Origin of the sequence: Streptomyces clavifer (genome assembly GCF_036345975.1) — a bacterium.
GTDB classification, from domain to species: Bacteria; Actinomycetota; Actinomycetes; order Streptomycetales; family Streptomycetaceae; genus Streptomyces; species Streptomyces clavifer.
In genome coordinates this window covers 2,726,580-2,751,005 of record NZ_CP107793.1, presented here as the reverse complement: position 1 = coordinate 2,751,005, position 24,426 = coordinate 2,726,580, and the positions used below count along the sequence as shown (strand labels likewise).

The window sequence follows — 24,426 nt, the reverse complement described above, 5'->3', positions numbered from 1 at the left end:
TCATTTTCCGGCGGGCGCTTTCCGGGCAGCCGACGCACCGGGTACTCGTCCGAAGTGCCAGGCGCAATCCGCCGCGGACGGGCCCGGAAGCGGGCTCGAAGGGCGGCTCCGTGGCCCAACACCGCCCTGACCAGGGGGAATTCACGGTCCGGCGTGTTCCGCATGCAGCACGCGCACGTTAACGCAAGCCCTCGGTCGGACACGGTCGCGTGACTTGCAGGACACACTCGGGCAACGGAAGCGTCTTCAACTCTTGACACCCACCCCCTTGAGGCAGCAATGTTCCGGCATCAGCGCATGGGAGCGCTCCCATATCGAACGAGGTTTTTCGCTCGTACGGGGACGACACAGCCCATGTCCTCTCCGTACCACTGGCACCGCACCACCAGCGCGTATGCCGAGCAGATTGAACGCCAGTCCCACCCTGGAACAAGGAGTAGTGGAATGCGCATCACCCGCACCGTCGCAGGTCGAAGCCGCAGAACCGCCGTCATGGCCACCACGGGCCTCACGGCCACCGCCCTGCTGCTGACCGGCTGCAGCGATTCCGGTTCGGATTCCGACGAGGCCGACGCGAACGGGAACATCACCCTGACCGTCGCCGACTTCGGCCAGTTCGGCTACAAGGAGGCGGGGCTCTTCGAGAAGTACCACGAGCTCCACCCGAACATCACGGTCAAGGAAAACGTCACGGCCGAGGAGAAGGTCTACTACCCCAAGTTCCTCCAGCAGCTCAACACGGGCAGCGGGCTGGCCGACGTCCAGGGCATCGAGGTCGGCCGCGTCAAGGAGCTCGTCGACACCAAGGCGGACGCGTTCGCGGACCTCTCCAAGGTGGTCGACCCCGACCAGTGGGTGAACTGGAAGGCGCTGCAGGCGAGCACCGACGACGGCAAGGTCATCGGTGCGGGTACCGACATCGGTCCGATGTCGATCTGCTACCGCCGGGACCTGTTCGAGCAGGCCGGTCTGCCGGCCGACCGCACCGAGGTCGCCGCGAAGCTCGCCGGCGGGTGGGAGGACTACCTCAAGCTCGGTGAGGAGTTCAAGAAGAAGGCCCCCAAGGGCACCTTCTTCATGGACTCCGCCAGTGCCATGTACAACGGCGTGGTGAGCTCCGACTCGGAGCAGTACTACTCCAAGGACGGCAAGGCGATCTACAAGGACAGCGCCGGTGTCAAGAAGGGCTGGGACCTCGCGGCCCAGGCCGTCGACAAGGGCCTGACCCAGGGCCTGGCCCAGTTCGGTGTGCCGTGGCAGAACGCCCTGCGCAAGGGCAGCGTCGCCACCGTGGCCTGCCCGGCGTGGATGGCCGCGCAGATCTCCACGTACTCCGGTGACGAGTTCAAGGGCAAGTGGGACATCACCCGCACCCCGGGTGAGACCGCTGCCAACTGGGGCGGTTCGTTCCTCTCCGTGCCCGCGAAGGGCAAGCACGTCAAGGAGGCCGGTGAGCTCGTCAAGTGGCTGACCGCGCCCGAGCAGCAGGCCGCCGTGTTCAAGGCCGCCGGTCTCTTCCCCTCGAACAAGGGCGCCTACGAGCTCCCCGAGGTGAAGACCGCCAAGCTGGAGTACTTCAACAACGCGCCGATCGGTGAGATCTACGCCGAAGAGGCGCAGGTCATCCCCGCGGCCGTGCTCGGCCCGAAGGACGGCGTCATCAAGGACTCCATCTCCACGCAGATCAACAACATGGAGCAGCGGGGCACCAGCCCGGACAAGGCATGGGAGGCCGCCACCAAGTCCATCGACAAGGTGATCGGCTGATCCACTCCGGTGCGGGCCGCCGGGACGCCGTACGACGCGTCCCGGCCGGCCCGCACCGGTGCCGGTTCTCCTGCCGGCCCGTGCACCGTCTCCGACACCTCCGCCGGACCTGACCAGAGGTCCGGCCTGCCCCTGCGGTGTCGGCACACCTCAGGGAAGGACTCCCGCCTGTGGCAACCACGACCCCCACCCGGGGCGCTCAAGGATCACGGCCCGGCCGCCGCGCTCCGAAGCCCATGACTCCCGGCCGCCAGGCGTGGCGCAGCCGGCTGTGGCGATTCGACGACAAGGCATCGCCGTACGCCTACATCGCCCCCTTCTTCCTCGTCTTCGGGGCCTTCGGGCTCTACCCGCTCATCTACACCGGCTGGATCGCCCTGCACCGGGTGGAGATGACCGGTCTCGACCAGATGGAATGGGTCGGATTCGAGAACTTCAGCAACATCCTCCAGGACTCCGAGTTCTGGACCGCGGTCACCAACACCTTCGTCATCGGCGTCATCTCGACCGTCCCGCAGCTGATGATCGCGCTGGGCTTGGCCCACCTGCTGAACTACAAGCTGCGTGCCAGCACCTTCTGGCGCACCGTGATCCTCACCCCGTACGCCACCTCGGTGGCCTCCGCGGCCCTGGTCTTCGCCCTGGTGTTCCGGGCGGACGGCGGCCTGCTGAACTGGGTGCTCGGATTCTTCGGCGCCGGTGAGACGAACTGGGTCAACGGTCACTGGACGTCCAACATCGCCATCGCGGTCATCGTGATCTGGCGCTGGACGGGCTACAACACGCTGATCTACCTGGCCGCGATGCAGGCCATCCCGTCCGACCTGTACGAGGCGGCCTCGCTCGACGGGGCCTCGCGCTGGCAGCAGTTCCGCAACGTGACGATCCCCTCGCTGCGGCCGACGATCCTCTTCACGATCGTCATCTCGACCATCGGTTCCATGCAGCTGTTCGGTGAGCCCCTGCTCCTGGAAGGCGGCCCCATCGGAGCGCAGGGCGGCACCGAGAACCAGTACGAGACGCTCAGCATCTACCTCTACAACTACGGCTGGAACCTCGGGCACCTCGGTCCGGCCGCCGCGGTCGCCTGGGCGATGCTCGTCCTGCTGCTGCTCATTGCCGCGATCAACTGGCTCGTCGGGCGCCTCATGCGCAAGACCGCGGCCTGACGGGGAGCGATATCCATGACCACGATCAGCCCCACCACCGCTCCGGACCACCGCGTGGACAAGTCCGCGCCCCGCAGTGAGCCCCCGCGCCGCAGCCGCTTCAAGCCCGGCGCGGGCCGTCAGCACCACGCCGGCCCCTTCGCCTACATCGCCCTCGCCGTCGTCGGCCTCGGCTCGATCTTCCCGCTGTACTGGACGCTCGTCGCGGCGTCCCGCACCCAGGAGGAGGTGCTGGACACCACCCCGCCGCTGATCCCCGGCGGGAACCTGTTCAACAACCTCCAGGCCGCGTGGGAGCAGGCCAACCTCGGCAAGGCCATCCTGAACACGGTCATCGTGTCCAGCAGCATCACCCTCGCGACGCTGTTCTTCTGCACCCTGGCCGGCTACGCGTTCGCCAAGATGCGCTTCAAGGGCCGCGGCGCGCTGATGACGGTGGTCATCGCCACGCTGACCATCCCGCCGCAGCTCAGCGTCGTACCGCTGTTCATGATGATGTCGGACATCGGCTGGGGCGGTCAGCTGGAGTCGGTGATCTTCCCGACCCTGGTGAGCGCGTTCGGCGTGTTCTTCATGCGGCAGTACCTGATCGAGGCACTCCCGTACGAGCTGATCGAAGCGGGCCGGGTGGACGGGGCGAACAACCTCCGCATCGTGTGGAGCATCGTGCTCCCGGTGGCCCGCCCGGCCATGATGGTGCTGGGCATGCTCACCTTCGTGCAGGCCTGGAACGACTTCTTCTGGCCGTACCTCGCGCTCAACCAGCAGAACCCCACGCTCCAGGTGGCCCTCGGCCAGCTGAGCGCCTCCTACGTGCCCGACCAGAGCATCGTCATGGCGGGCGCGCTGATCAGCACGCTGCCGCTGCTCATCGTCTTCGTGATCTTCGGCAAGCAGATCGTCGGAGGAATCATGTCCGGTGCCGTCAAGGGCTGACCCAGGGCCCGCCGCTCCACCCGCCGCCCCACCCCCCGGTCCGACCCCGGTCCTCCCGCACGGCCTGTACCTGACCACAGGCCGTGCGGGTCCCGGGGTCCCCGCTCTTCCCTGTCCTTGTTCGTCCATTCTTGGGAGCGCTCCCGCATGACTGCAGTCCGACCCGACATCACCCCGAAGCAGGCGCCCGAGGCAACGAACTTCCCCACGGGCTTCCTCTGGGGCGCGGCCACCGCCTCGTACCAGGTGGAGGGTGCCGCCGCGGAGGACGGCCGCACGCCGTCCATCTGGGACACCTTCAGCCGCACCCCCGGCAAGGTCCGCAACGGCGACACCGGTGACATCGCCGCCGACCACTACCACCGCTACCGCGACGACGTCGCACTGATGAAGCAGCTCGGCCTCAAGGCCTACCGCTTCTCCGTCTCCTGGTCCCGGGTCCAGCCCACCGGGCGGGGCCCCGCCGTCGAGCGCGGCCTCGACTTCTACCGCAAGCTCGTCGACGAGCTGCTCGACGCCGGCATCATGCCCGTCGCCACCCTCTACCACTGGGACCTCCCCCAGGAGCTCGAGGACGCCGGCGGCTGGCCCGAGCGCGCGACCGCCGAACGGTTCGCCGACTACGCCGCCATCGTCTCCGGCGCCCTCGGCGACCGCGTCGGCATGTGGACCACCCTCAACGAGCCGTGGTGCTCGGCCTTCCTCGGTTACGGATCCGGTGTGCACGCCCCCGGTCGCACCGAGCCCGCAGCGGCGCTGCAGGCGGCCCATCACCTCAATCTCGCCCATGGCCGGGCGATCGAGGTTCTGCGCGCCCAACTCCCCGCTGCTGCGCAGACCTCGGTCACCCTCAACCTCCACCAGGTCCGCCCGCTGACCGACAGTGCGGCCGACGCGGACGCCGCCCGCCGGATCGACGCCGTCGGCAACCGTGTCTTCACCGGTCCGATGCTGCGCGGCGAGTACCCCGAGGACCTGATCGCGGACACCTCGCACCTGGTGGACTGGTCCAAGCTGGTCCAGGACGGCGACCTCGCCACCATCTCGCGCCCGTTCGACGCGCTCGGCGTCAACTACTACACGCCGACGCTGGTCAGCGACCCGGTGGCCGGGGCCGACTACGCGCGGAGCGACGCCCACGGCAGCAGCGACCACTCCCCGTGGCCCGGCTCCGAGCACGTCGCCTTCCACCTCCCCGAGGGGAAGGCGCGGACCGCGATGGACTGGTCGATCGACCCCAACGGGCTCTACGACCTCCTCATGGACACCCACCGGGAGTACCCGGACCTGACCCTGATGGTCACCGAGAACGGTGCGGCGTTCGACGACTACGTCTCGCCCGAGGGCAAGGTGGAGGACCCCGAGCGCGTCGCGTACCTGCACGGGCACCTCGACGCCGTACAGCGCGCGATCGCCGACGGCGCGGATGTCCGCGGCTACTTCCTGTGGTCCCTGATGGACAACTTCGAGTGGGCGTACGGCTATTCGAAGCGCTTCGGTGCGGTGTACGTCGACTACGCGTCCCAGCGCCGTATCCCCAAGTCGAGTGCCTACTGGTACTCCGACGTGATCCGCCGCCACGCCCTTCCTCCGGTCGACGGCGCCGTCTGACCCGCGTCCCGTAGAACGGAGAGCGAGACCCGGCCGTGCGCCGGGTCTCGCTCCTTGTGTGCCCCGTCCCGCACCGGCGAGGGGCACGTCAACCGTTCGGCCCGCCCTCTCCCGGCGTCGCTCGATCCGAGGCGGGCGGCAGTGCCAGCCAGTCCTGCCAGGTGAGGTCGCGGCCCACGTAACGGGGCTGCTGGAGGGGCCAGTCGGCGGCGATCCACCGCGGCACCAGCGCGTCGAGCGCACGCTCGGCCTCACTGCCGACGAGGTCGTCCACCACCCACCACGAGACCTCTCCGTCGGAGCCGGTGCGCTCGGGCGGGTCGATGTAGACGCAACCGAGGACGGCCGTCTCCTCCTCGTCCAGCAACGCGTAGTTGAACGACTGGTGCGCGGCTATCTCCTCCTCGTGCCGACGCAGGTCGATGCGGTCCTCTTCATAGGTCATCGTCGCCGGGGGCCAGGCCCAGGCCGGACCGAAGATCTCCCACAGGCGCTCTCGGGAGCCCATCACGGCGGGATAGTCGATCGCGGTGTCCGCCTCCCGGATCGGCCGCAGGTGAAGCGTGGTGCCGGGCACGGGTACGTGGACGGGATGGACGAAGTCGTCAGGCAGCCAACTCATAAGCGCCGACCCTATAGCCGCTCGGCCCACCGGCGCCGAGGTTATGCGCCGGTCCGTGAGCCGGGCGTGCGCATCGACTCTGAGGCGACACCGCCGCCCCCCGACGTCGCGCGCCGAGACCGTCCCGGCGCCGGGCGTCCGCGTCCGGTGCCGTGCGTGTGGGCGGGCGGCCGCACGGCACGGCTGACGGGCTGGACGGGGCGGGTCTTACCTGTTCACCGCAGCGAACCCGTAGGCTTGGGAGCGCTCCCAAGGGGAGTGGCGCCACGCTCGAGCCGGTCGGTCCGAGCGAGTGTCAAGAGATCGGACAGCGGGACTTGGTTTGGCTATCCGGCTGTGAGAAATTGACCGCGAACGGGAGGCAGCCATGGCGGCAGCGCGAGTACGGAGTGGCGGGCGGCCCACGCTCGAAGAAGTAGCGGCACGCGCCGGAGTGGGGCGGGGCACGGCCTCACGCGTCATCAACGGCTCGCCGCGGGTCAGCGCGCAGACCAGGGAAGCCGTCGAGGCGGCCGTCGCCGAGCTGGGTTACGTCCCCAACCGGGCGGCCCGGGCGCTCGCCGGGAACCGGACCGACGCCATCGCCCTCGTCGTGCCGGAGTCCGAGACCAGGTTCTTCGCCGAGCCGTACTTCTCCGACATCGTGCGAGGGGTGGGCGCCGCCCTCGCCGACACCGAGATGCAGCTGCTCCTGACCCTGGCGGGCAACGACCGTGAGCGCCGCCGGCTGGCCTCGTACCTGACCGCCCACCGGGTCGACGGCGTGCTGCTGGTCTCCGTCCACGCCGACGACCCGCTGCCCGACCTGCTCGAACAGCTGGGCATGCCCTCGGTGATCAGCGGCCGCAGGCACGCGGCGGAGACGCTCCCCTCGGTCGACTCCGACAACTTCGAAGGTGCCCGTGCCGCGGTCGACCACTTCATATCGCGGGGCCGCCGCTCCATTGCCACGATCACCGGACGCCTCGACGTGTACGGCGCCCAGCGCCGGCTCGACGGCTACCGCAAGGCCATCGCCTCGGCCGGGCTCGACCCGGACGAACGGCTGATCGCTCCTGCCGACTTCAGCGAGGAGGGCGGCGCCCGGGCCATGCGGGAGCTCTTGGTCCGCCGCCCCGACGTGGACGCGGTCTTCGCCGCTTCCGACGTGATGGCCGCGGGTGCGCGGCAGGTCCTGCGCGAGTCCGGCCGCCGCATCCCGGACGACGTGGCCCTGATCGGCTTCGACGACTCCGCGGTGGCCCGCCACATGGACCCGCCGCTGACGAGCGTCCGCCAGCCGATCGAGGAGATGGGCCGCACGATGACCCGGGTCCTGCTCCAGGAGATCGCGAACCGCTCCGAGGACCGCGCGGTGGAGCGTCCGAGGATCGTGCTGCCCACGGAGCTGGTGGTGCGCGAGTCCTCCTGAGGGGGCGCGTACCGGCCCCGGGCACGAGGGTGGCCACGGGAACGCGGAGCCCGCGCGGCCTCCGGCCGACCGCCCGGGCGGGGTCCTGGACCCGTGCGCGCGGGAGGGCGCCGGGCGGGGACCGGCACCCCCCGTCGTCGGCGCGGCGGCGGACGCCCCGCACGCGTTCGCGCAGGACCAGGAAGCCGTCGTCCGTCACGGCCCGGACCGGCTCGTCACGGGCGTACGTCCGGCGTGGAACGTCGCGCACGGGGCCGGCGCGGGGGGAGGGGGCGAGCCGCCCCGACGCGACCACCGACGGGCCCTGCCGCGTCGGGGGAGAGCGCGGCAGGGCCCGTAGGGCGGGTTCCCGGGACACGGCGGTCCATGCCGCATGGACGGACGTCTGTGGTGGGCCTCATACGGGGCATGACGAAGGGCCGGTCTGTTTTCACAGACCGGCCCTTGATCAATCAGGGTGAGTAACGGGACTTGAACCCGCGACATCCTGGACCACAACCAGGTGCTCTGCCAGCTGAGCTATACCCACCATGTCGTCCGGTCGTTTCCGACCGGCCGAGAAAAAGTGTACAGGGTCCGAGAGGGTGCTCGCGCCCGAGTTCCCTACGGCCCGTCCACGGGCCCTTCCGGGCCCGTGACCAGGCGTGTCGTCCTACTGTCCGGCAGGCTTGGCGTGCCGCGCCGCGATCTCCTTGGCGCGGGCCGAGTCCGGGCCGGGCTGCGGCACGAAGACCGCGTCCCGGTAGTAGCGCAGCTCCGTGATGGAGTCACGGATGTCCGCCAGTGCCCGGTGGTTGCCGTTCTTGTCCGGACTGTTGAAGTACGCCCTCGGGTACCAGCGGCGCGACAGTTCCTTGACCGAGGACACATCGACGATCCGGTAGTGGAGGTAGCCCTCCAGCGACGGCATGTCCCGCGACAGGAAGCCGCGGTCGGTGCCGACCGAATTCCCGCACAGCGGGGCCTTGCCCGGCTCCTTCACGTGTTCGCGCACGTAGGCCAGGACCCGCTCCTCCGCGTCGGCCAGGGTCGTGCCCCCGGCCAGCTCGTCGAGGAGGCCCGAGGCGGTGTGCATCTGCCGCACCACCTCGGGCATGGTCTCCAGGGCCGCGTCCGGCGGGCGGATCACGATGTCCACCCCTTCACCGAGCACGTTCAGTTCCGAGTCGGTGACCAGTGCGGCCACCTCGATGAGTGCGTCGTCCGTCAGCGAGAGCCCGGTCATCTCGCAGTCGATCCACACCATGCGGTCGTTCATGGAACCCACCCTACGGGGCGCTCCGCTGCCCCGGCAGGGTCGGGCGCCCGGGAACGTACGCCTCGGGTCCCGGCCTGAGATGCTCCGCGGCACCACCGGAGGCCGCCGCGGCGATGACCGGGGTCGGACCGGGGGAGGCAGCCGCAGCGGCCCGCCGGCTCGATGCCGTGCCCTGGACGGGCGCGGACGTCTCGATCACCGTGGTGACACTCTCCAGCGCCCCGCCCTGCGGACGACGGGCCCGGTAGGCGGCCCGGTACGCGGCGGGGGAGGAGCCCAGCTGGCGGCGGAAGTGCCCGCGCAGCGCGACCGGCGAACGGAAGCCGCAGCGGCCCGCCACCTCGTCGACCGAGTAGTCGGAGGTCTCGAGCAGACGCTGCGCCTGCAGCACGCGCTGGGTGATGAGCCACTGGAGCGGTGCGCTGCCCGTGAGCGAACGGAACCTGCGGTCGAAGGTCCGTCTGCTCATGTAGGCACGCGCGGCCAGCGTCTCCACGTCGAACTGCTCGTGGAGATGCTCCAGCGCCCAGGCCACGACCTCGGCGAGCGGGTCGGAGCCGATCTCTTCAGGTAAAGACCTGTCCAGGTAGCGTTCCTGACCGCCACTGCGACGCGGTGGCACGACGAGCCGGCGAGCCAGCGCGCCTGCCGCCTCCGTGCCGTGGTCGGTACGGACTATGTGGAGGCAGAGGTCGATTCCGGCCGCGGTCCCGGCCGAGGTGAGCACATCGCCGTCGTCGACGAAGAGCTCACGCGGGTCGACGTGCACCGACGGGTAGCGCTTGGCCAGCGTCGGTGCGTACATCCAGTGCGTGGTGGCCGGGCGGCCGTCCAGCAGGCCGGCCGCCGCGAGCACGAAGGCCCCCGTGCACAGGCCGACGATGCGTGCGCCCTCCTCGTGGGCGCGGCGCAGCGCCTCCAGCGCCTCGGCGGGCGGCGGTGATGTGATGGACCGCCAAGCGGGTACCACCACGGTGCCCGCCCTGCTGATGGCCTCCAGGCCGTACGGCGTGCTGAGTTCGAGCCCCCCGGTAGTGCGCAGCGGCCCATCCTCGCCGCCGCAGACCAGCAGGCGGTAGCGCGGAACTCCCGCGTCCTGCCGGTCGATTCCGAATACGGAGAGCGGGATGGAGCTCTCGAAGATAGGGCCGCCACTGAACAGCAGTACGGCTACGACTTCCCGGCGTCGCCGCCCGGTCAGTTTCCGTGCGGCCTCCGTTGCGGTGGCGGAGTCCTGGCTCATGACGCTAAGCCCCCCTCGGTGTTCGCGTCTCCCTGGTCCCTACGGGCCTGTCGCTCCTGCACGTTTCCCCTCGGTCTCGCACGCGTCCCCAGTCCTCGATACTCATGATCGAATCTACTGCGTTCCGTGGTGCCGACGTGACACGTTCCCCCACCGGCACTATGTCGACAAGGCAACTTGGCGCGAAGCATTCGATCACGAAGCGTTCCACTCGCGAGCCGCTCAGGGAAGTGCGCCTGACGATCATGGCCCGTCCGTGTTGGTTCAAAGCGTACCGCGCGGTCTATTCCTGCCTGCTGGCACGTGGGTTGGTCGGCCGAAACGCCAGGAAACGGGGGGCTGTGCGAAGTTGGCTGAAAAGCAGCGGTTGTGTGCGCGTATTCCGGTCATGCAACCGGCGCACCACCCTGGTGGTGGACTGCTTCTATGCGCCCTTTGGCCTCCGCTGACCGCCCCCTCTCCCGGGTCGGGTGCGAAGCGGAGCCGGCCGATGGCGCCGTGTGACGATCGGGGCCGGGGAGTCGGCGATGCTTTCGGCCGCGCGGGCCGGGTCCGGTCGTGGGTGTCGAGGGAGAGTGTCCACGGTGCGTCGCCCCGGTCCCGGCGACCTGGATGTACGACACACCCGGCATTGCCATACGGGGCCGTGTCCGGCATGCTCCCTCCATTGCCGCATGCGCTTTGCGAGGGCTGGGCGGTGAAGGAGTGGCGCCGTACCCTTGGGGGTAGGGGGTTGGGAAGATGGTTCCCGGACACAGCTTCATCGCTCGCAGACACACCTCCACACTGCTCGCTCCTCACGAGGACTCTCTTCGCCGAGACATCGATGGCCGGTCACGAAATCCCTGAACCCGCAGACCGCAAGCAGGTAGCCGACCCGCGGTCGGACCCGCAGCCGGTCACAGAGTCGCGCCCTTCCTGCGATCCCGCCTTCCGGCATGGAGTCGTGGTCGGTTTCGACGGCTCCATGTCCAGTGAGCGCGCCCTCGCGTACGCCATCGGCATGGCGAACAGGCTGAGCTCCGGGCTGATCATCGTCCACGTCGCCAACCGGCTGCCGACCACGGTCTGGGCCGGCTGCGAGCCGCCCGTCTTCGTGGACGTGCCCGATCACCGTACCGAGGTCCTCGGCCTGGAGCTGGCCTGCGCGGACTACCTCTCCGAGGTGCCGTGGGTGCTCGTCGAGCGCGGCGGGGACATCTGCCACGAGCTGGAGGAGGTCGGCCGGGAGTACTCGGCCGACGCGATCGTGGTCGGCTCCACGCACGGCATCGTGGGCCGGATCTTCGGCTCGGTGGCGGGCCGTCTCGCCCGTCGCGCCCAGCGCCCCGTGATCGTCATTCCCTGAGCGGGATCCGTCCCTGAGCAGGATCCGCCCCTGAGCGGGCTCGCCCCCGGGCGGGTCCCGGCGTCCCCGAAGCGGCTCCGCGCCCCCGAGGCCGCGGTCGCCCCACCCGAACCCCGACCCGGCTTCGCGCCCCGGGGTCGGGACAGGCCCCCGAACCTGTCCATGCCCCTCAGTGGACGCCGCACCCCGGGCCGGCTCCCCCATTCCCCCCCGAGGCACCGCGAGGCCCCTGAGGCGCCGTCAGCAGCCGTGCAGGCGCCGGATCCGAGGGGGCCGCGGCGCTGCACGCGGTCCGGCACGACGAGAGCGGCCCCCGCATCCGCGCGTGCGTGATGCGAGGGCCGCTCCCGGGGACGGACCGCGGGTCTACTCGACGGTGACCGACTTCGCCAGGTTGCGCGGCTTGTCGATGTCACGGCCCATGGCCAGCGCCGTGTGGTAGGCGAACAGCTGCAGCGGGATGCCCATCAGGATCGGGTCCAGCTCGTTCTCGTTCTTCGGCACGAGGATCGTGTGGTCGGCCTTCTCCTGCTCGCGGTGGGCCACGGCGAGGATGCGGCCGCTGCGCGCCTTGATCTCCTCCAGCGCGGCACGGTTCTTCTCCAGCAGGTCGTCGTCCGGGACGATCGCGACCGTGGGGAGCGCCGGCTCGATGAGCGCGAGCGGGCCGTGCTTCAGCTCGGAGGCGGGGTAGGCCTCGGCGTGGATGTACGAGATCTCCTTGAGCTTCAGGGAGGCCTCCAGGGCGACGGGGTAGCCCCGTACGCGGCCGATGAACATCATCGACTGCGCGCCCGCGTACTCCTCCGCCAGCTTCTTGATCTCGTCCTCCGACTCGAGGATCTGGCCGATCTGCTCGGGCAGCTTGCGCAGCCCTTCGATGATCCGCTTGCCGTCGGAGACCGACAGGTCGCGGATGCGGCCCAGGTGCAGGGCGAGCAGCGCGAAGGCGACCACGGTGTTGGTGAAGCACTTGGTGGAGACGACGCAGACCTCGGGGCCCGCGTGGACGTACATGCCGCCGTCGGCCTCCCGGGCGATCGCCGAGCCGACGACGTTCACGACGCCGAGGACGCGGGCGCCCTTGCGCTTGAGCTCCTGGACCGCTGCCAGCACGTCATAGGTCTCACCGGACTGGGAGACGGCGACGTACAGGGTGTCGGGGTCCACGACCGGGTTGCGGTAGCGGAACTCGGACGCGGGCTCGGCGTCCGCGGGGATGCGGGCGAGCTCCTCGATGAGGCCGGCGCCGATCATGCCCGCGTGGTACGAGGTGCCGCAGCCCAGGATCTTGATCCGGCGGACCCCGCGGGCCTCGCGGGCGTCCAGATTCAGACCGCCCAGGTGCACGGTGGAGAAGCGGTCGTCGATGCGGCCGCGCAGCACGCGGTCCACGGCGTCGGCCTGCTCGGAGATCTCCTTGTGCATGTACGTGTCGTGGCCGCCCATGTCGTACGACTCGGCCTCCCACTCCACGGTGGTGGGCGTGGCCGTCGTGGTCGAGCCCTCGGTGGTGTACGTACGGAAGTCGTCGGCCTTGAGAGTGGCCATCTCGCCGTCGTCCAGGGTGACGATCTGGCGGGTGTGCGTGACCAGGGCGGCGACGTCCGAGGCGACGAACATCTCCTTCTCGCCGATGCCGAGCACGACCGGGGAGCCGTTGCGGGCGACGACGATGCGGTCGTTGAAGTCGGCGTGCAGGACGGCGATGCCGTAGGTGCCCTCGACGGACTTCAGCGCCTCGCGGACCTTCTCCTCCAGGGTGACGGCCTGCGACCGGGAGATGAGGTGGACCAGCACCTCGGTGTCGGTCTCGGAGAGGAAGACGATCCCGTCGGCGACGAGCTTCGCGCGGAGCTCGGAGGCGTTGTCGATGATGCCGTTGTGGACGACGGCGACCTTGTTCTCGGCGTCCAGGTGCGGGTGCGCGTTCTCGTCGCTCGGGGCGCCGTGGGTGGCCCAGCGGGTGTGGGCGATCCCGGTGGTGCCGGCGAACCGCTTCGGTACGCGGGCCTCGAGCTCACGGACCCGGCCCTTGGCCTTGACCATCTTCAGGGCGCCCGGCTTGCCTGCCGCGGCCTTGCCCGTGATGACGATGCCCGCCGAGTCGTACCCCCGGTACTCCAGCCGCTGCAGGCCTTCCAGCAGCAGTGGAGCCACGTCACGCTTTCCGATGTAACCGACGATCCCGCACATAGATTCTCTGCCCCTCCATCGACGTACACATGAGTGCTCTGCCCGCCCGGCGCGGCTCAGCCGTAGACGATGCGGCGCAGCTGGCGGAGCGAGAGCTCCTGCGGCGCCACCGCGCGGTGCGGCAGCTCGGCCGCGATCCGCTCGAAGATCTCCGAGTTCACCAGGCCGCCGGACTGCAGTTCGCGGTGGCGGCGGCGGACGAAGTCCTCGGTCGTCTCGTCGAAGTACGCCAGCACATCGAGGATCACCCTGGCGGCCTCGCCGCGCTGGAGCGCGGTGGAGCGTACGAGGTGGTCGATGAGGTCGTCATGCGGCGGGCGGCGTTCGAGCACTCGTCGATATTGCGTGGCCCGGAGGCATAGTGCAAGAAATCTGCCCGATATCGGGCAGGCGTCACAGAAATACGCCATCGATCCGCTCAGAGGCGCTTGAGTACCGCCTGCTTCGCGGTGCTGAACTCGTCGTCGGTGAGGATCCCCGCCTGATGCAGTTCGCCGAGCTCACGCAGTCTGCGCAGCAGCACGTCGTGATCGTCGGCGGGCGGCACGGGCGGTGCGCTCGATGCGGGAGGCGGGGGCAGCGCGGCGGGCCCGGAGGGCGCCGGCCCCACCGCGGCCCTCGTGTCCGGAAGCCGGACCAGGACGGCCGCTGCGACCAGGACGGCCGAGTACTCCTTCCTGGACAGCCCCCACAGGTCCAGCGCGTGCGGGTCGAACTTGGCGAGTGCCGACGCGCTGCCGCTCCCCGTCTCGAAGCGCAGCCAGCCGTTCTCCAGCCCGAGGGCGGGCAGCCAGTGCACGCCCGTCACCTCTGACACCGGGAGCGCGACGGCGCCGCCGGAGACCTTCGACTGCTCGGCCTTCCAGTTCCAGGTGAGCCGCACGGTCTCCCCGTCGAAGGACGCCGTACCGTCCCCGCCGCCGCCGGAGACCGGCAGTGAGGGTCCCGCCAGCAGGAAGCGGTCCACCGGCCCGTCGGGCACCTGTTCGATCAGCAGGGTGTTGCGCACCTCGTCGACGAGGTACTCGGCCACGCCCCTGCGGTCCTTCTCCACGGTGAGCTGGTAGGGGTCGGAGGCGTCCTTGAGCCTGCCGTCCGCGGCGCGCAGCACCGGGCACGCACCGGTGCGCAGGCGCAGCCGCAGACGGCCGCCCTTGCGGTCCGGCTCGAAGGAGATCCCCGCCAGGGCCCGCAGCGGGACGGCGAACTCGCCCAGGTCCTGCCGCACGGGGTGGACCTTGCTGCCCGGCACGATGCGTACCGCGTCCCCGTCGAAGCTCCACGACCCGTCGCGCGTGATGATGTCCGCCATGCAGCGGATTCTGCCAGCCGTGCCGCCGGCGGCCCATGGGTCCTCCCGCACCCGCCGGTCCCGTCCCATGGGGGCGGACGGGACCGGCGGGGGCGGTTCAGGGGCCGGCGATCGGGTTCCGCAGGGTGCCGATCAACTGCAGTGCGCCGGACGGGTCGGTGAGGTCGACCATCTGCTGGTTGTCGCGCAGTTGAAGCCGGTTGAGGCAGGACAGGGCGAACTCCTCCGTGAACATGTCGTACTGCGCGAACCTGTCCGCGAGGTACGGCGCCGACTCCTGGTAGCCCGCGACGCACGCGCGGACCGTCCGCCAGAACGTCTCCTCGTCGAGGACGCCCTCCGTGTCCAGGCCCGCGCCCAGGAAGCGGAAGAAGCAGTCGAAGACGTCGGTGAGGACCGACAGCAGCTTCATGTCGTCGGGGACGTCGGCGCGGATCCGCTCGACCTGGGGCGGCAGCACCGCGTCCGGGTCCATGACCGCGATCTCCTCGGCGATGTCCTTGAAGACCGTGCGCCGGACGACTCCGTCCTCGACGACCAGGATCACGTTCTCGCCGTGCGGCATGAACACCAGGTCGTAGGCGTAGAAGCAGTGCAGCACCGGCACCAGGTAGGCGTCCAGGTAGTGCCGCAGCCAGTCGGCCGGGTCGAGCCCCGACTCGGCGATCAGCGCAGCCGCCACCGAGCGGCCCTCGTGGTCGGTGTGGATCAGCGAGGCCATCGTGGCGAGCCGCTCGCCCGGTGCCAGTGCCGGGACGGGACTCTCCCGCCACAGTGCGGCGAGCATCTTCAGGTACGGGGACCCCTTGGCGGTGGCCGCCTCGTACGCCCGGTGGTGGTAGCCGATCGCCGCCCGCTCCCGGATGATCGAGAACCGGGCCCCGCGGAGCACGGCGTCGCTCCCGATCAGACCGGCCAGCCAGTCGTTGATCGCCGGCGTGACCTCCATGTACGCGGCGGAGAGCCCCCGCATGAAGCCCATGTTGAGGACGGACAGGGCCGTCTTCACATAGTGCTTCTCCGGGTGATCGGTGTTGAAGAACGTGCGGATCGATTGCTGGGCGAGGTAGGCGTCCTCCCCCTCGCCCAGGCAGACCAGGTGCCGCTGGGCCAGTTCCCCGGCGAAGGTCACGGAGAGCTTGTTCCACCACTGCCAGGGGTGGACCGGGATCAGCAGGTAGTCGTCCGGGTCGAGCCCGAGGTCCGCCATCCGGGCCGCGAACCGGCCGAGGGCCGCCTCGCTCAGCTCGCCCGCGATCAGGCTGTCGTAGTCGAGACCGGCGCCCGCGGTGAAGGTGGCTCGATCGCGCCGGGCGGCCAGCCAGACCAGCCGGATCCCGGCCGCGGCCTCGGGGGCGTACGCACGGAATTCGTCCACGCCGAAACCCAGCCGCCCGTTGTTGGCGACGAAGCAGGGGTGACCCTCGGTCACACCCGTCTCGATGGACTGGAATCCGGCCGCCACCAGTTCTGCCGCCGTGGTCGGTTTCTTGGTCAGTTTGTACGCGGTTCCGGCCAGCGTCGACGAGATCTCCTCCAGATAGACGGGGAGGATCTCCGCCGACAGGCCGAGCGCCGCGCGCAGCTCGACGAAGAACTCCAGTGCGTCCAGCGGGACGTCCGAGCCGTGCCGGTGGCGGGTGACGGACTCCGCGTCGACCTGCCAGTGGTCGAGGGCGAAGCGGCGGGCGGTGAAGCGGTACTCGGTCGCCCCGTCGTCGCTGTGCACGGAGTAGCGGTCGCCACCGAGCGGGGCGGGGGTCAGCAGGCGCTCGTGGGAGAACTCGGCCAGGGCCTTGCGGATCAGCAGCCGGCCGGCTGCGGCCCAGTGCTCCGGCGTGAGGTGGGCGACGCTGTCGGCGGGGTTGCGGGGGGTCATCGGTGTGCTCCTGTGGTCGCGTCCTCGAACTGCTCACGGGTGCAGGCGCAGAGCAGCGCGTCCTTCTCCGGCGTGGTGATCCTCCGGATCACCTCGAAGCCGACGGCCCTGTTCAGTGACTGCACCGCGGCGTTGGTGACATCGGGTTCCACGACGACTCTGCGTACGTCCGGATCGGCGAAGAGCGTCTCCATCACGGTGGTGATCACGGCGAGGGTGAAGCCGTGCACGGGGGTGTCGGACGGGGCGACCAGGAAGTGCATCCCGATGTCGCCGGGCTCGGCCTCGTACAGCCCCTTGAGCTCGACCTCGGCCGGGTCGTACCGCTCCATGAGGAAGGCGGGCTCACCATCGTGCAGCCCGATGAAGGCGTCATGGTGGGGATGGGCGGCTATCGCCCAGTACGCGCGCTCGACGTCCTCGGGCCGGGCGTCGCCCATCATCCAGAACGCCGCCTTGGGGTGGGTGACCCAGCCGTACACCAGTGCGGCGTCGGTGACCGGGTCCATGGGGCGGACCGTGAAGGTTCCGGGTGCGCGGGTCATACGGCGAACTCCTGGAAGGCGATGGACTTCTCCACCGGGTAGTACGCACGGCCGAGCATCTCACCGATGATGTACGCGTTGCGGTAGGCGCCCATGCCCAGGTCGGGCGAGGTGACCGAGTGGGTGTGCACCGCGGCGTTCTGCAGGAAGATCCCGCGCCCGGTGGTGTCGATGCTGTAGTTGCGGGCCACGTCGAACCTGCCCCGGCCGTCGTGCCGGATCCGGTCCGTGACGGGCTCCAGGAACGCGGGCGCGGTGTAGCGGTAGCCGGTGGCGAGGATCAGTCCCTCGGTGTCGAGCTCGTAGTCCCTGCCCTGCTCCTCCTGGCGCAGCCCCAGCGTGTACGTCCCGGTCGTGGGCTCGTAACGGGCACTGTGCAGCGTCGAGTTGGTGAGCAGGCGGGTGGGGACCGGGCCGGGCAGGTTCTTCTGGTAGAGCAGATCGAAGATCGCGTCGATCAGCTCGCCGTCGATGCCCTTGAAGAGGCCCTTCTGGCCGGACTCCAGCCGGTAGCGGGTGTCCTCGGGCAGGGCGTGGAAGTAGTCCACGTATTCCGGCGAGGTCATCTCCAGGGTGAGCTTGGTGTACTCCAGCGGGAAGAACCGGGGTGAGCGCGTCACCCAGTTCAGCCGGTAGCCGTGCACGTCGATCCCGGAGAGCAGGTCGTAGTAGATCTCCGCCGCGCTCTGCCCGCTGCCCACCAGCGTGATGGACCGCTTCGCCTGCAGCGCCGCCCGGTTCTCCAGGTAGCGGGAGTTGTGCAGGACGTCGCCGCCCAGGTCCCGGCAGGCCTCCGGGACGTACGCGGGGGTGCCCGTGCCCAGCACGAGGTGGCGGGCCCGGAAGGCGCTGTCGGCGGTGCGGACCGTGTAGAGGCCGTCGGCCTCGTCGTACGTAACCGACTGGACGGTCTGGTCGAACCTGATGCTGTCCAGCTGGGCGGCGGCCCAGCGGCAGTAGTCGTTGTACTCGGTGCGCAGCGGGTAGAAGTTCTCCCGGATGTAGAACGAGTAGAGCCTGCCCCGCTCCTTCAGGTAGTTCAGGAAGGAGTACGGCGAGGTCGGGTCGGCCATCGTCACCAGGTCCGACATGAACGGGGTCTGGAGGTGGGCCCCTTCGAGGAACATTCCCGCGTGCCACTCGAAGTCCGGCTTGGACTCCAGGAACACGCCGTCCAGCTCGTCGATCGGCTCGGTCAGGCAGGCGAGGCCGAGGTTGAACGGGCCGAGCCCGATCCCGATGAAGTCGTGGGGGTCAGGAAGCGCGGTCAAGGGATTCTCCCAGGTACTGCTCGGCGTGGCCGGCGATCAGATCGAGGACCGCGCGGATGTCCTGCGCGGTCGTTTCGGGGTTGAGCAGGGTGAATTTCAGGTACTGGCGTCCACCGACCTTCGTACCGGCGACGACGGCCTCACCCGAGGCGAAGAGCGCCTTGCGGGCATAGAGGTTGACGCGGTCGATGGTCGCGGGTGCCGTGACCCGGGCCGGGACGTAGCGGAACACCAGCGTGGACAGCCGCGGCCGCACGACGACGTCGTAGCGCGGGTCGGCGGCCAGCAGCCGCCAGCCGTCCCCGGCCAGGTCGCAGACATCGTCGAACAGCTCGCCGATGCCGTCCGAGCCCATGGTGCGGAGCGTCATCCAGAGCTTCAGCGCGTCGAACCGGCGTGTGGTCTGGAGGGACTTGTCCACCTGGTTGGGGATGCGTTCCTCCGCCATCCGCTGCGGATTGAGGTACTCCGCGTGGTACGTGGCATGCCGCAGCGTGGCCCCGTCACGCACCAGCAGGGCGGACGAACTCACCGGCTGGAAGAAGGACTTGTGGTAGTCCACGGTGACCGAGTCGGCGTGCTCGATGCCGTCGAGGAGCGCCCGGCGGGTGCGGGAGGCGAGCAGCCCGCAGCCGTACGCGGCGTCGACGTGCATCCAGGTGGCGTACTGCTCGCAGAGGGCGGCGATCTCGGGCAGCGGGTCGATGGACCCGAAGTCCGTGGTGCCCGCGGTGGCGACGACCGCCATCGGGACCGCGCCCTCGGCCACGCAGCGCTCCAGCGCCGCGGCCAGTGCGACGGTCTGCATGCGCTTCTCGCGGTCGACGGGGACGGAGACGACCGCGTCGGGCCCCAGGCCGAGGAGCTTCGCCGACTTCTGGACGCTGAAGTGGCTGCACTCGGAGGTGAAGATCCGCAGCCGGGTGAGCTGCTCGGGCCGGGACTCGGCCTCCTCCCGGGCGAGCAGCAGGGCATGCAGGTTGGACTGTGTGCCACCGCTGGTGAAGACGCCGTCGGCCGCCGGGCCGAGCCCGACGCGGTTGGTCGTCCAGTCGATCAGCCGGCGCTCGATGAGCGTGCCGCCCGCACTCTGGTCCCAGGTGTCCAGGGAGGAGTTGACGGCCGAGAGCACGGCCTCGCCGACCACGGCGGGTATCACCACCGGACAGTTGAGGTGGCCCAGGTAGCGGGGGTGGTGGAAGTAGACGGCGTCCCGGAGGTAGACCTCGCCGAGCTCGTCCAGGGCTGCCGCGGTGTCGCCGAGCGGCCGGTCCAGGTCGATGGCGTCGATGGCGGGGGAGAGCTCGTCGACACCGATGCCGCTGAACGGGCGCTCGGTGGCTGCGAGGGCGGCCGCGACCCGTTCGACGCCTGCGGTGACGGAACGTCGGTAATGCTCCGCAGTCGTGTTGTTGAGCAGGTGCGCACGCATGAGAAGGGGCCTCCCGGGTGAGGGCGATGACGTCGGAGCCCTCCGGGCAGAGAGACAGGGGGGACGAGGGCGCCGGCGGTTAACTTAGGTTAGCCTAACCTAAGGTTTGTTGTGGTGATCCACGCCCCCGGAGGAAGCGGCGGCGGCTCTTTTCCGCCCGGCGGTGGGGGTGCGGCCCTCCCCTTCAACTTCCTCTGACTGAGCGGTTGTTGTCGTAATTGCCGAGCGATCGTGCCACCTGCGGACCGTCCGCCGTTCCCGCACGAGGGGGCCACCGCGCACGGGGCGACTCGCGCGATCCGGACGCACGGTGTGCTCTCCGTGGTGTGCACTGCTTCCCGCCGCCCACGGCGCGCCTTGTAGCCGGGCTGATCCGTGCGTCGCCTGCCGCACGGAACTGCAAGGCGGGCCCGGGTGTGCGGGACGTCCGGCGGGACCCTGGGCCTCGTCCGACGGTCAGCCGCTCCAGGCGGCGGGGCTGGGTTTCCTCGTCGGCCGGATCAGGCCCCGGCGGTGGCCTGCGGCTGACCCGCTGTCGTCCTCGACGGCCGAGCCGGGTGCCGTGAGCTGTCGGCCGGGCTGGGCGGCGTGCGCCCAGCGGCCCAGCCCGGCCGTCAGCCAGTCGGGCAGCCGTACGTGTGCGGGGCGAAGCCGATGTCGGGCTCGGTCGTGTCCCACCGCGCGGCGACGGGTGCGCCCGGTGCGCCCGCGGAAGGGGTGGCCCACGTGTCTTCGGGGAGCGCCCCGCCGGGAGCGGCGAACCGCTCGCCGCTCCCGGCGGGCGGGACGGGGGTCTCCGGTCCTGCCCGGATACCGGAAGGGGCGGCGCGAGAGGCTCGGCCCCGGGATGCGACGCAGGCGGGTCCGGGCCGGCCGAAGGCGATCCGGTGAGGGGTGGGATCCGGCGGAAGGACGGGCTCGGGCGGGCCGCAGGGTTGACGGCACTTCGATCTGAGGGCCGAAGAACCGGCAGGGCGGTCCGGCGGGTGTGACGGCAGCCGTCGTGCGAGGGCCGCTGGCGGGCACCGCGGACGACGGCTGCGGCCCGGCCCGGAGTCGCACCGGGCCGGGCCGGTGGGTCAGCTGACCTTCTTGGCCTTCTCGATGGCCTCGGCGAGGTCCTTGAGGATCGGCGCGCACTTGTCGTACGAGTAGATGGGCTCCGTCGTGCGCGGGACGACCTGGCCGGCCTTGACGGCGGGCAGCTGGGCCCACGTCGGCTTGGAGGTCAGGGCGTCGGGCTGCAGGGCCGAGGACCGGTTGTCCATCATGATGATGTCGGCCTCGTACTTGTCGACGTTCTCCCAGCTCAGCTCCTCGAAGAAGCCGGCCGCGTTGACCTTGGGCTCGACGAACTGCACGCCGAGCTCCTGGAAGTACAGGGTGTCGGCGGAGGTCTTGGCGAGCGAGACGTAGAAGAGGTCCTGGCTTGCCGAGCCGACCATGACCTTGATGTTCGGCTGGGACTTGGCGGCGGCGCGGAGCCGTGCGGCAGCGGCCTCGAAGCGGGTCTTGGCCTCGGTGATCTTCGTGGCCTTGATGTCGGCACCGAGGGAGGCGGCGAGGTCCTCGTGGCGCTGGATCGCCTTCGGGACGGTGGTCTGGGCCGCCCACAGGGCCACGCTGGGGGCCAGCTTGAGGATCTTGTCCTTGGACTCGTCCGGGACGTACCAGAGGGCGTCCTTCTCCCACATGGCGGTGACGAGCAGCTCCGGCGCGAGGCCGGTGTACTTCTCGACGTTGAACTCGCCCCAGACGTTGCCGAGCACCTCGACCTTGCTGATGTCCAGGTCACCGGCCTGCACATCGGCCTTGCCGTCGGCGGTCTTCGTCGGGCCGAAGACGCCCTTGCACTCGATGCCGTAGTCGTGGAGCGCGGCGGCGACACCGATGAACGCGACGATGTTCTTCGGGGTGGAGCCGGCCTTCGCGGTCAGTCCGCGGTCGTCCTTGAAGGTCCACGGACCGGACTTCGCGGAGCCGGACGACTCCTTCGTCGCATCGCTGTCGCCGTCGCCGCAGGCGGCGAGCACCGCGCCGAGGCCGACAGCTCCGCCCGCGGCCAGCAGGCCGCGGCGGGAGAGGGAGGTGGTCCGGACGTTGGGCATGGGCTGTCTGCTTTCCTGCGGGGTCATGGCTGGCCGCCGACGATTCGAAAGGTAGGTTAGCCTAACCTCATAACAGTCGGTTCCCGGGGGTGCCGAAGGCCGCCCTCCCTCACCGGAGGGAGAGCGGCCTCGGAGCGGCCCCGAAGCGGCCCGGACTGCCGATTCCGGGACGCGGCGCGGAGGTTGCGGCGGCCCGCCGCGGACGCTCAGGCCCGCATCCCCAGCTCCCGCGCGATCAGCATCCGCTGGACCTCGCTCGTGCCCTCACCGATCTCCAGGATCTTGGAGTCGCGCCACATCCGGGCCACCGGATACTCGTTCATGAAGCCGTAGCCGCCGTGGATCTGCGTCGCCTCCCGGGCGTTGTCGACCGCGACCGTCGAGGAGTACAGCTTCGCGATCGCCGCCTCCTTCTTGAACGGCTCGCCCGCCAGCAGCCGCGAGGCCGCGTCCCGCCAGCCGATCCGGGCCATGTGCGCCCGCATCTCCATGTCGGCGATCTTGAACTGGATCGCCTGGTTGGACCCGATCGGCTTCCCGAAGGCGTGCCGCTCGTTCGCGTACTTCACCGACTCGTCCACACAGCCCTGCGCCAGACCCGTCGACAGCGCCGAGATAGCGATCCGGCCCTCGTCCAGGATCCGCAGGAACTGTGCGTACCCGCGGCCCTCCTCGCCCAGGAGGTTCTCCGCCGGGACGCGTACGTCGGAGAAGGCCAGCTCACGGGTGTCCGAGGCGTTCCAGCCGACCTTGGAGTACGGGGCGGCGACCGTGAAGCCCGGGGTGCCCGACGGGACGATGATCGAGGAGATGCGCGGGGCGCCGTTCTCCTTGCGGCCGGTGACCGCCGTGACCGTGACCAGCTCGGTGATGTCCGTACCGGAGTTGGTGATGAAGCACTTGGAACCGTTGATCACCCATTCGTCCGTGGCCTCGTCCAGCACGGCCGTCGTCCGGGTGCCGCCCGCGTCCGAGCCGCCGTCCGGCTCCGTCAGTCCGAACGCGCCGAGCGCCTCGCCCGCGCAGAGCTTCGGCAGCCACCGCCGCTTCTGCTCCTCCGTGCCGAAGCGGTAGACGGGCATGGCACCCAGCGAGACCCCGGCCTCCAGGGTGATCGCCACCGAGGAGTCGACCCGGGCCAGCTCCTCCAGGGCGATCCCGAGGGCGAGGTAGTCGCCGCCCATGCCGCCGTACTCCTCCGGGAACGGCAGGCCGAAGAGGCCCATCCGGCCCATCTCCCGCACGATCTCGTACGGGAACTCGTGCCGCTCGTAGAAGTCGCCGATCTTCGGGGCGACCACATCGTGGGCGAACTCCTCGACGGTACGGCGTAGTTCCTCGTGCTCGGTGGTCAGCCGGTGGTCAAGGGACATGGTGCTTTCACTCCTTGTGGGACAGCGCACGGACGGTACGGGACGGGCTCGGTCGGCCCAGTTGTTCGGCCATCCACACGCTTGTGGCGGTGAGTGCGCCGAGATCGACCCCGGTTTCGACACCGAGGCCGTCGAGCATCCACACGAGGTCCTCGGTGGCGAGATTCCCGGTCGCGCTCTTCGCGTACGGGCAGCCGCCGAGGCCGCCCGCCGAGGCGTCCACCGTCGTCACCCCCTGCTGGAGCGCGGCCAGGGTGTTGGAGAGCGCCTGGCCGTACGTGTCGTGGAAGTGCACCCCGATCGCGTCGGTGGGCACCCCCGCCCCGTTCAGCGCGGCGAGCAGCGCCACCACATGGCCCGGGGTGGCGACGCCGATCGTGTCCCCGAGGGACAGCTCGTCACAGCCGAGGTCCCTCAGGGCCCTCGCGACCCGGACGACCTGGGCTAGCGGTACGCCGCCCTCCCAGGGGTCGCCGAAGCACATCGACAGATAGCCGCGCACCTGCACGCCCGCCGCCCTGGCCCGGGCCACGACCGGCTCGAACATGGCGAGCGACTCGTCCACCGTCCGGTTGAGATTGCGGGCCGCGAATGTCTCGGTCGCCGACCCGAACACCGCGATCGACCGGGCGCCGAGCGCCAGCGCCCGGTCCAGACCGCGTTCGTTCGGCACGAGGACGGGAAGCGCCACGTCCCCGATGTCCGCGATCTCCCCCAGCAGCGGGAACAGCTGCTCCGCGTCGGCGAGCTGGGGCACCCACTTCGGGTGGACGAAGCTGGTCGCCTCGATCGTGGAGAGCCCGGCGACGGCCAGCCGGCGGATGAACTCCGCCTTCACCTCCGTCGGTACGACGGACTTCTCGTTCTGCAGTCCGTCGCGTGCCCCGACCTCATGGACGCGGACCCGGGCGGGCAGCCCCGCCACGGGCACGGTCATGGGCAGTC

Annotated in this window: 19 protein-coding genes and 1 tRNA gene; 6 read left to right on the top strand and 14 right to left on the bottom strand. The window is 70.1% G+C overall.

What is annotated here, in order from left to right; genetic code table 11:
• Window positions 1-444 precede the first annotated feature (444 nt).
• The 4 genes from OG927_RS11785 to OG927_RS11770 all read left to right on the top strand — a co-directional run bounded on the left by OG927_RS11785 (window position 445) and on the right by OG927_RS11770 (window position 5,483).
• Complete coding sequence (locus OG927_RS11785; protein ID WP_056798113.1) at window positions 445-1,767, top strand: ABC transporter substrate-binding protein; 1,323 nt, start codon at window positions 445-447, stop codon at window positions 1,765-1,767.
• A gap of 170 nt (window positions 1,768-1,937) precedes the next feature.
• Window positions 1,938-2,936 carry a carbohydrate ABC transporter permease gene (locus OG927_RS11780; RefSeq protein ID WP_056798108.1) on the top strand — a complete coding sequence of 333 codons (999 nt, stop codon included), beginning with the start codon at window positions 1,938-1,940 and terminating at the stop codon, window positions 2,934-2,936.
• A 15-nt stretch (window positions 2,937-2,951) separates the two neighbouring features.
• Window positions 2,952-3,872, top strand: a complete 921-nt coding sequence (locus tag OG927_RS11775) for a carbohydrate ABC transporter permease (protein ID WP_330320127.1) — start codon at window positions 2,952-2,954, stop codon at window positions 3,870-3,872.
• 147 nt (window positions 3,873-4,019) lie between these two features.
• Entirely contained in the window at window positions 4,020-5,483 is a 1,464-nt protein-coding gene (locus OG927_RS11770; protein WP_319106210.1) for a GH1 family beta-glucosidase, read from the top strand.
• An 88-nt stretch (window positions 5,484-5,571) separates the two neighbouring features.
• Here OG927_RS11770 and OG927_RS11765 read toward each other — a convergent pair whose 3' ends face one another.
• Window positions 5,572-6,105 carry a GNAT family N-acetyltransferase gene (locus OG927_RS11765; RefSeq protein ID WP_330320126.1) on the bottom strand — a complete coding sequence of 178 codons (534 nt, stop codon included), beginning with the start codon at window positions 6,103-6,105 and terminating at the stop codon, window positions 5,572-5,574.
• 367 nt (window positions 6,106-6,472) lie between these two features.
• Between OG927_RS11765 and OG927_RS11760 the strand changes: the two genes are divergently transcribed.
• Window positions 6,473-7,516, top strand: a complete 1,044-nt coding sequence (locus OG927_RS11760) for a LacI family DNA-binding transcriptional regulator (RefSeq protein ID WP_056798095.1) — start codon at window positions 6,473-6,475, stop codon at window positions 7,514-7,516.
• A 456-nt stretch (window positions 7,517-7,972) separates the two neighbouring features.
• Here OG927_RS11760 and OG927_RS11755 read toward each other — a convergent pair.
• From OG927_RS11755 to OG927_RS11745, 3 genes are all read right to left on the bottom strand, one after another.
• Window positions 7,973-8,045, bottom strand: a tRNA-His gene (locus tag OG927_RS11755).
• Between the two features lie 123 nt (window positions 8,046-8,168).
• A complete protein-coding gene (orn, locus tag OG927_RS11750) occupies window positions 8,169-8,774 on the bottom strand; it encodes an oligoribonuclease (RefSeq protein ID WP_056798771.1) in 606 nt (201 codons plus the stop codon).
• 10 nt (window positions 8,775-8,784) lie between these two features.
• Window positions 8,785-10,017 (bottom strand): helix-turn-helix domain-containing protein, encoded by a 1,233-nt coding sequence (locus OG927_RS11745; protein ID WP_330320125.1) that lies wholly within the window; start codon window positions 10,015-10,017, stop codon window positions 8,785-8,787.
• Window positions 10,018-10,843: 826 nt separating this feature from the next.
• Here OG927_RS11745 and OG927_RS11740 point away from each other — a divergent pair.
• Window positions 10,844-11,365 carry a universal stress protein gene (locus OG927_RS11740; protein WP_056798089.1) on the top strand — a complete coding sequence of 174 codons (522 nt, stop codon included), beginning with the start codon at window positions 10,844-10,846 and terminating at the stop codon, window positions 11,363-11,365.
• 366 nt (window positions 11,366-11,731) lie between these two features.
• Here the strand turns inward: OG927_RS11740 and glmS are convergent, their stop codons facing one another.
• From glmS to OG927_RS11690, 10 genes are all read right to left on the bottom strand, one after another.
• On the bottom strand, window positions 11,732-13,561 hold the full coding sequence (gene glmS / locus OG927_RS11735; protein ID WP_209470471.1) for a glutamine--fructose-6-phosphate transaminase (isomerizing): 1,830 nt from the start codon (window positions 13,559-13,561) through the stop codon (window positions 11,732-11,734).
• A gap of 56 nt (window positions 13,562-13,617) precedes the next feature.
• Window positions 13,618-13,893, bottom strand: coding sequence for a hypothetical protein (locus OG927_RS11730; protein ID WP_056798084.1), 276 nt, complete (start codon window positions 13,891-13,893; stop codon window positions 13,618-13,620).
• Between the two features lie 86 nt (window positions 13,894-13,979).
• Window positions 13,980-14,873 carry a DUF4429 domain-containing protein gene (locus OG927_RS11725; protein WP_330320124.1) on the bottom strand — a complete coding sequence of 298 codons (894 nt, stop codon included), beginning with the start codon at window positions 14,871-14,873 and terminating at the stop codon, window positions 13,980-13,982.
• 97 nt (window positions 14,874-14,970) lie between these two features.
• A complete protein-coding gene (locus OG927_RS11720) occupies window positions 14,971-16,752 on the bottom strand; it encodes an IucA/IucC family protein (protein ID WP_056798078.1) in 1,782 nt (593 codons plus the stop codon).
• Window positions 16,749-17,297 carry a GNAT family N-acetyltransferase gene (locus tag OG927_RS11715; RefSeq protein ID WP_330320123.1) on the bottom strand — a complete coding sequence of 183 codons (549 nt, stop codon included), beginning with the start codon at window positions 17,295-17,297 and terminating at the stop codon, window positions 16,749-16,751. The genes OG927_RS11720 and OG927_RS11715 overlap by 4 nt, the downstream gene beginning before the upstream one ends.
• A complete protein-coding gene (locus OG927_RS11710; protein ID WP_330320122.1) occupies window positions 17,294-18,568 on the bottom strand; it encodes a lysine N(6)-hydroxylase/L-ornithine N(5)-oxygenase family protein in 1,275 nt (424 codons plus the stop codon). The genes OG927_RS11715 and OG927_RS11710 overlap by 4 nt, the downstream gene beginning before the upstream one ends.
• Window positions 18,552-20,000, bottom strand: coding sequence for a pyridoxal phosphate-dependent decarboxylase family protein (locus OG927_RS11705; RefSeq protein WP_330320121.1), 1,449 nt, complete (start codon window positions 19,998-20,000; stop codon window positions 18,552-18,554). Before OG927_RS11705 ends, OG927_RS11710 begins: the two co-directional genes overlap by 17 nt.
• 1,079 nt (window positions 20,001-21,079) lie before the next feature.
• Entirely contained in the window at window positions 21,080-22,108 is a 1,029-nt protein-coding gene (locus OG927_RS11700; RefSeq protein ID WP_124282247.1) for an ABC transporter substrate-binding protein, read from the bottom strand.
• A 206-nt stretch (window positions 22,109-22,314) separates the two neighbouring features.
• Window positions 22,315-23,481: an acyl-CoA dehydrogenase family protein gene (locus OG927_RS11695; protein WP_056798066.1), complete on the bottom strand. Its 1,167-nt coding sequence runs from the start codon at window positions 23,479-23,481 to the stop codon at window positions 22,315-22,317.
• A 7-nt stretch (window positions 23,482-23,488) separates the two neighbouring features.
• Entirely contained in the window at window positions 23,489-24,418 is a 930-nt protein-coding gene (locus tag OG927_RS11690; protein ID WP_056798769.1) for a hydroxymethylglutaryl-CoA lyase, read from the bottom strand.
• Between the last annotated feature and the right edge of the window lie 8 nt (window positions 24,419-24,426).

Bases quoted from the DNA above. Each gene is read 5' to 3' on its own strand.
- OG927_RS11785 (WP_056798113.1), top strand. From the start codon at position 445: ATGCGCATCACCCGCACCGTCGCAGGTCGAAGCCGCAGAACCGCCGTC.
- OG927_RS11775 (WP_330320127.1), top strand. From the start codon at position 2,952: ATGACCACGATCAGCCCCACCACCGCTCCGGACCACCGCGTGGACAAG.
- OG927_RS11770 (WP_319106210.1), top strand. From the start codon at position 4,020: ATGACTGCAGTCCGACCCGACATCACCCCGAAGCAGGCGCCCGAGGCA.
- OG927_RS11765 (WP_330320126.1), bottom strand. From the start codon at position 6,105: ATGAGTTGGCTGCCTGACGACTTCGTCCATCCCGTCCACGTACCCGTG.
- OG927_RS11760 (WP_056798095.1), top strand. From the start codon at position 6,473: ATGGCGGCAGCGCGAGTACGGAGTGGCGGGCGGCCCACGCTCGAAGAA.
- orn (WP_056798771.1), bottom strand. From the start codon at position 8,774: ATGAACGACCGCATGGTGTGGATCGACTGCGAGATGACCGGGCTCTCG.
- OG927_RS11745 (WP_330320125.1), bottom strand. From the start codon at position 10,017: ATGAGCCAGGACTCCGCCACCGCAACGGAGGCCGCACGGAAACTGACC.
- OG927_RS11740 (WP_056798089.1), top strand. From the start codon at position 10,844: ATGGCCGGTCACGAAATCCCTGAACCCGCAGACCGCAAGCAGGTAGCC.
- glmS (WP_209470471.1), bottom strand. From the start codon at position 13,561: ATGTGCGGGATCGTCGGTTACATCGGAAAGCGTGACGTGGCTCCACTG.
- OG927_RS11725 (WP_330320124.1), bottom strand. From the start codon at position 14,873: ATGGCGGACATCATCACGCGCGACGGGTCGTGGAGCTTCGACGGGGAC.
- OG927_RS11720 (WP_056798078.1), bottom strand. From the start codon at position 16,752: ATGACCCCCCGCAACCCCGCCGACAGCGTCGCCCACCTCACGCCGGAG.
- OG927_RS11715 (WP_330320123.1), bottom strand. From the start codon at position 17,297: ATGACCCGCGCACCCGGAACCTTCACGGTCCGCCCCATGGACCCGGTC.
- OG927_RS11705 (WP_330320121.1), bottom strand. From the start codon at position 20,000: ATGCGTGCGCACCTGCTCAACAACACGACTGCGGAGCATTACCGACGT.
- OG927_RS11700 (WP_124282247.1), bottom strand. From the start codon at position 22,108: ATGCCCAACGTCCGGACCACCTCCCTCTCCCGCCGCGGCCTGCTGGCC.
- OG927_RS11695 (WP_056798066.1), bottom strand. From the start codon at position 23,481: ATGTCCCTTGACCACCGGCTGACCACCGAGCACGAGGAACTACGCCGT.
- OG927_RS11690 (WP_056798769.1), bottom strand. From the start codon at position 24,418: ATGACCGTGCCCGTGGCGGGGCTGCCCGCCCGGGTCCGCGTCCATGAG.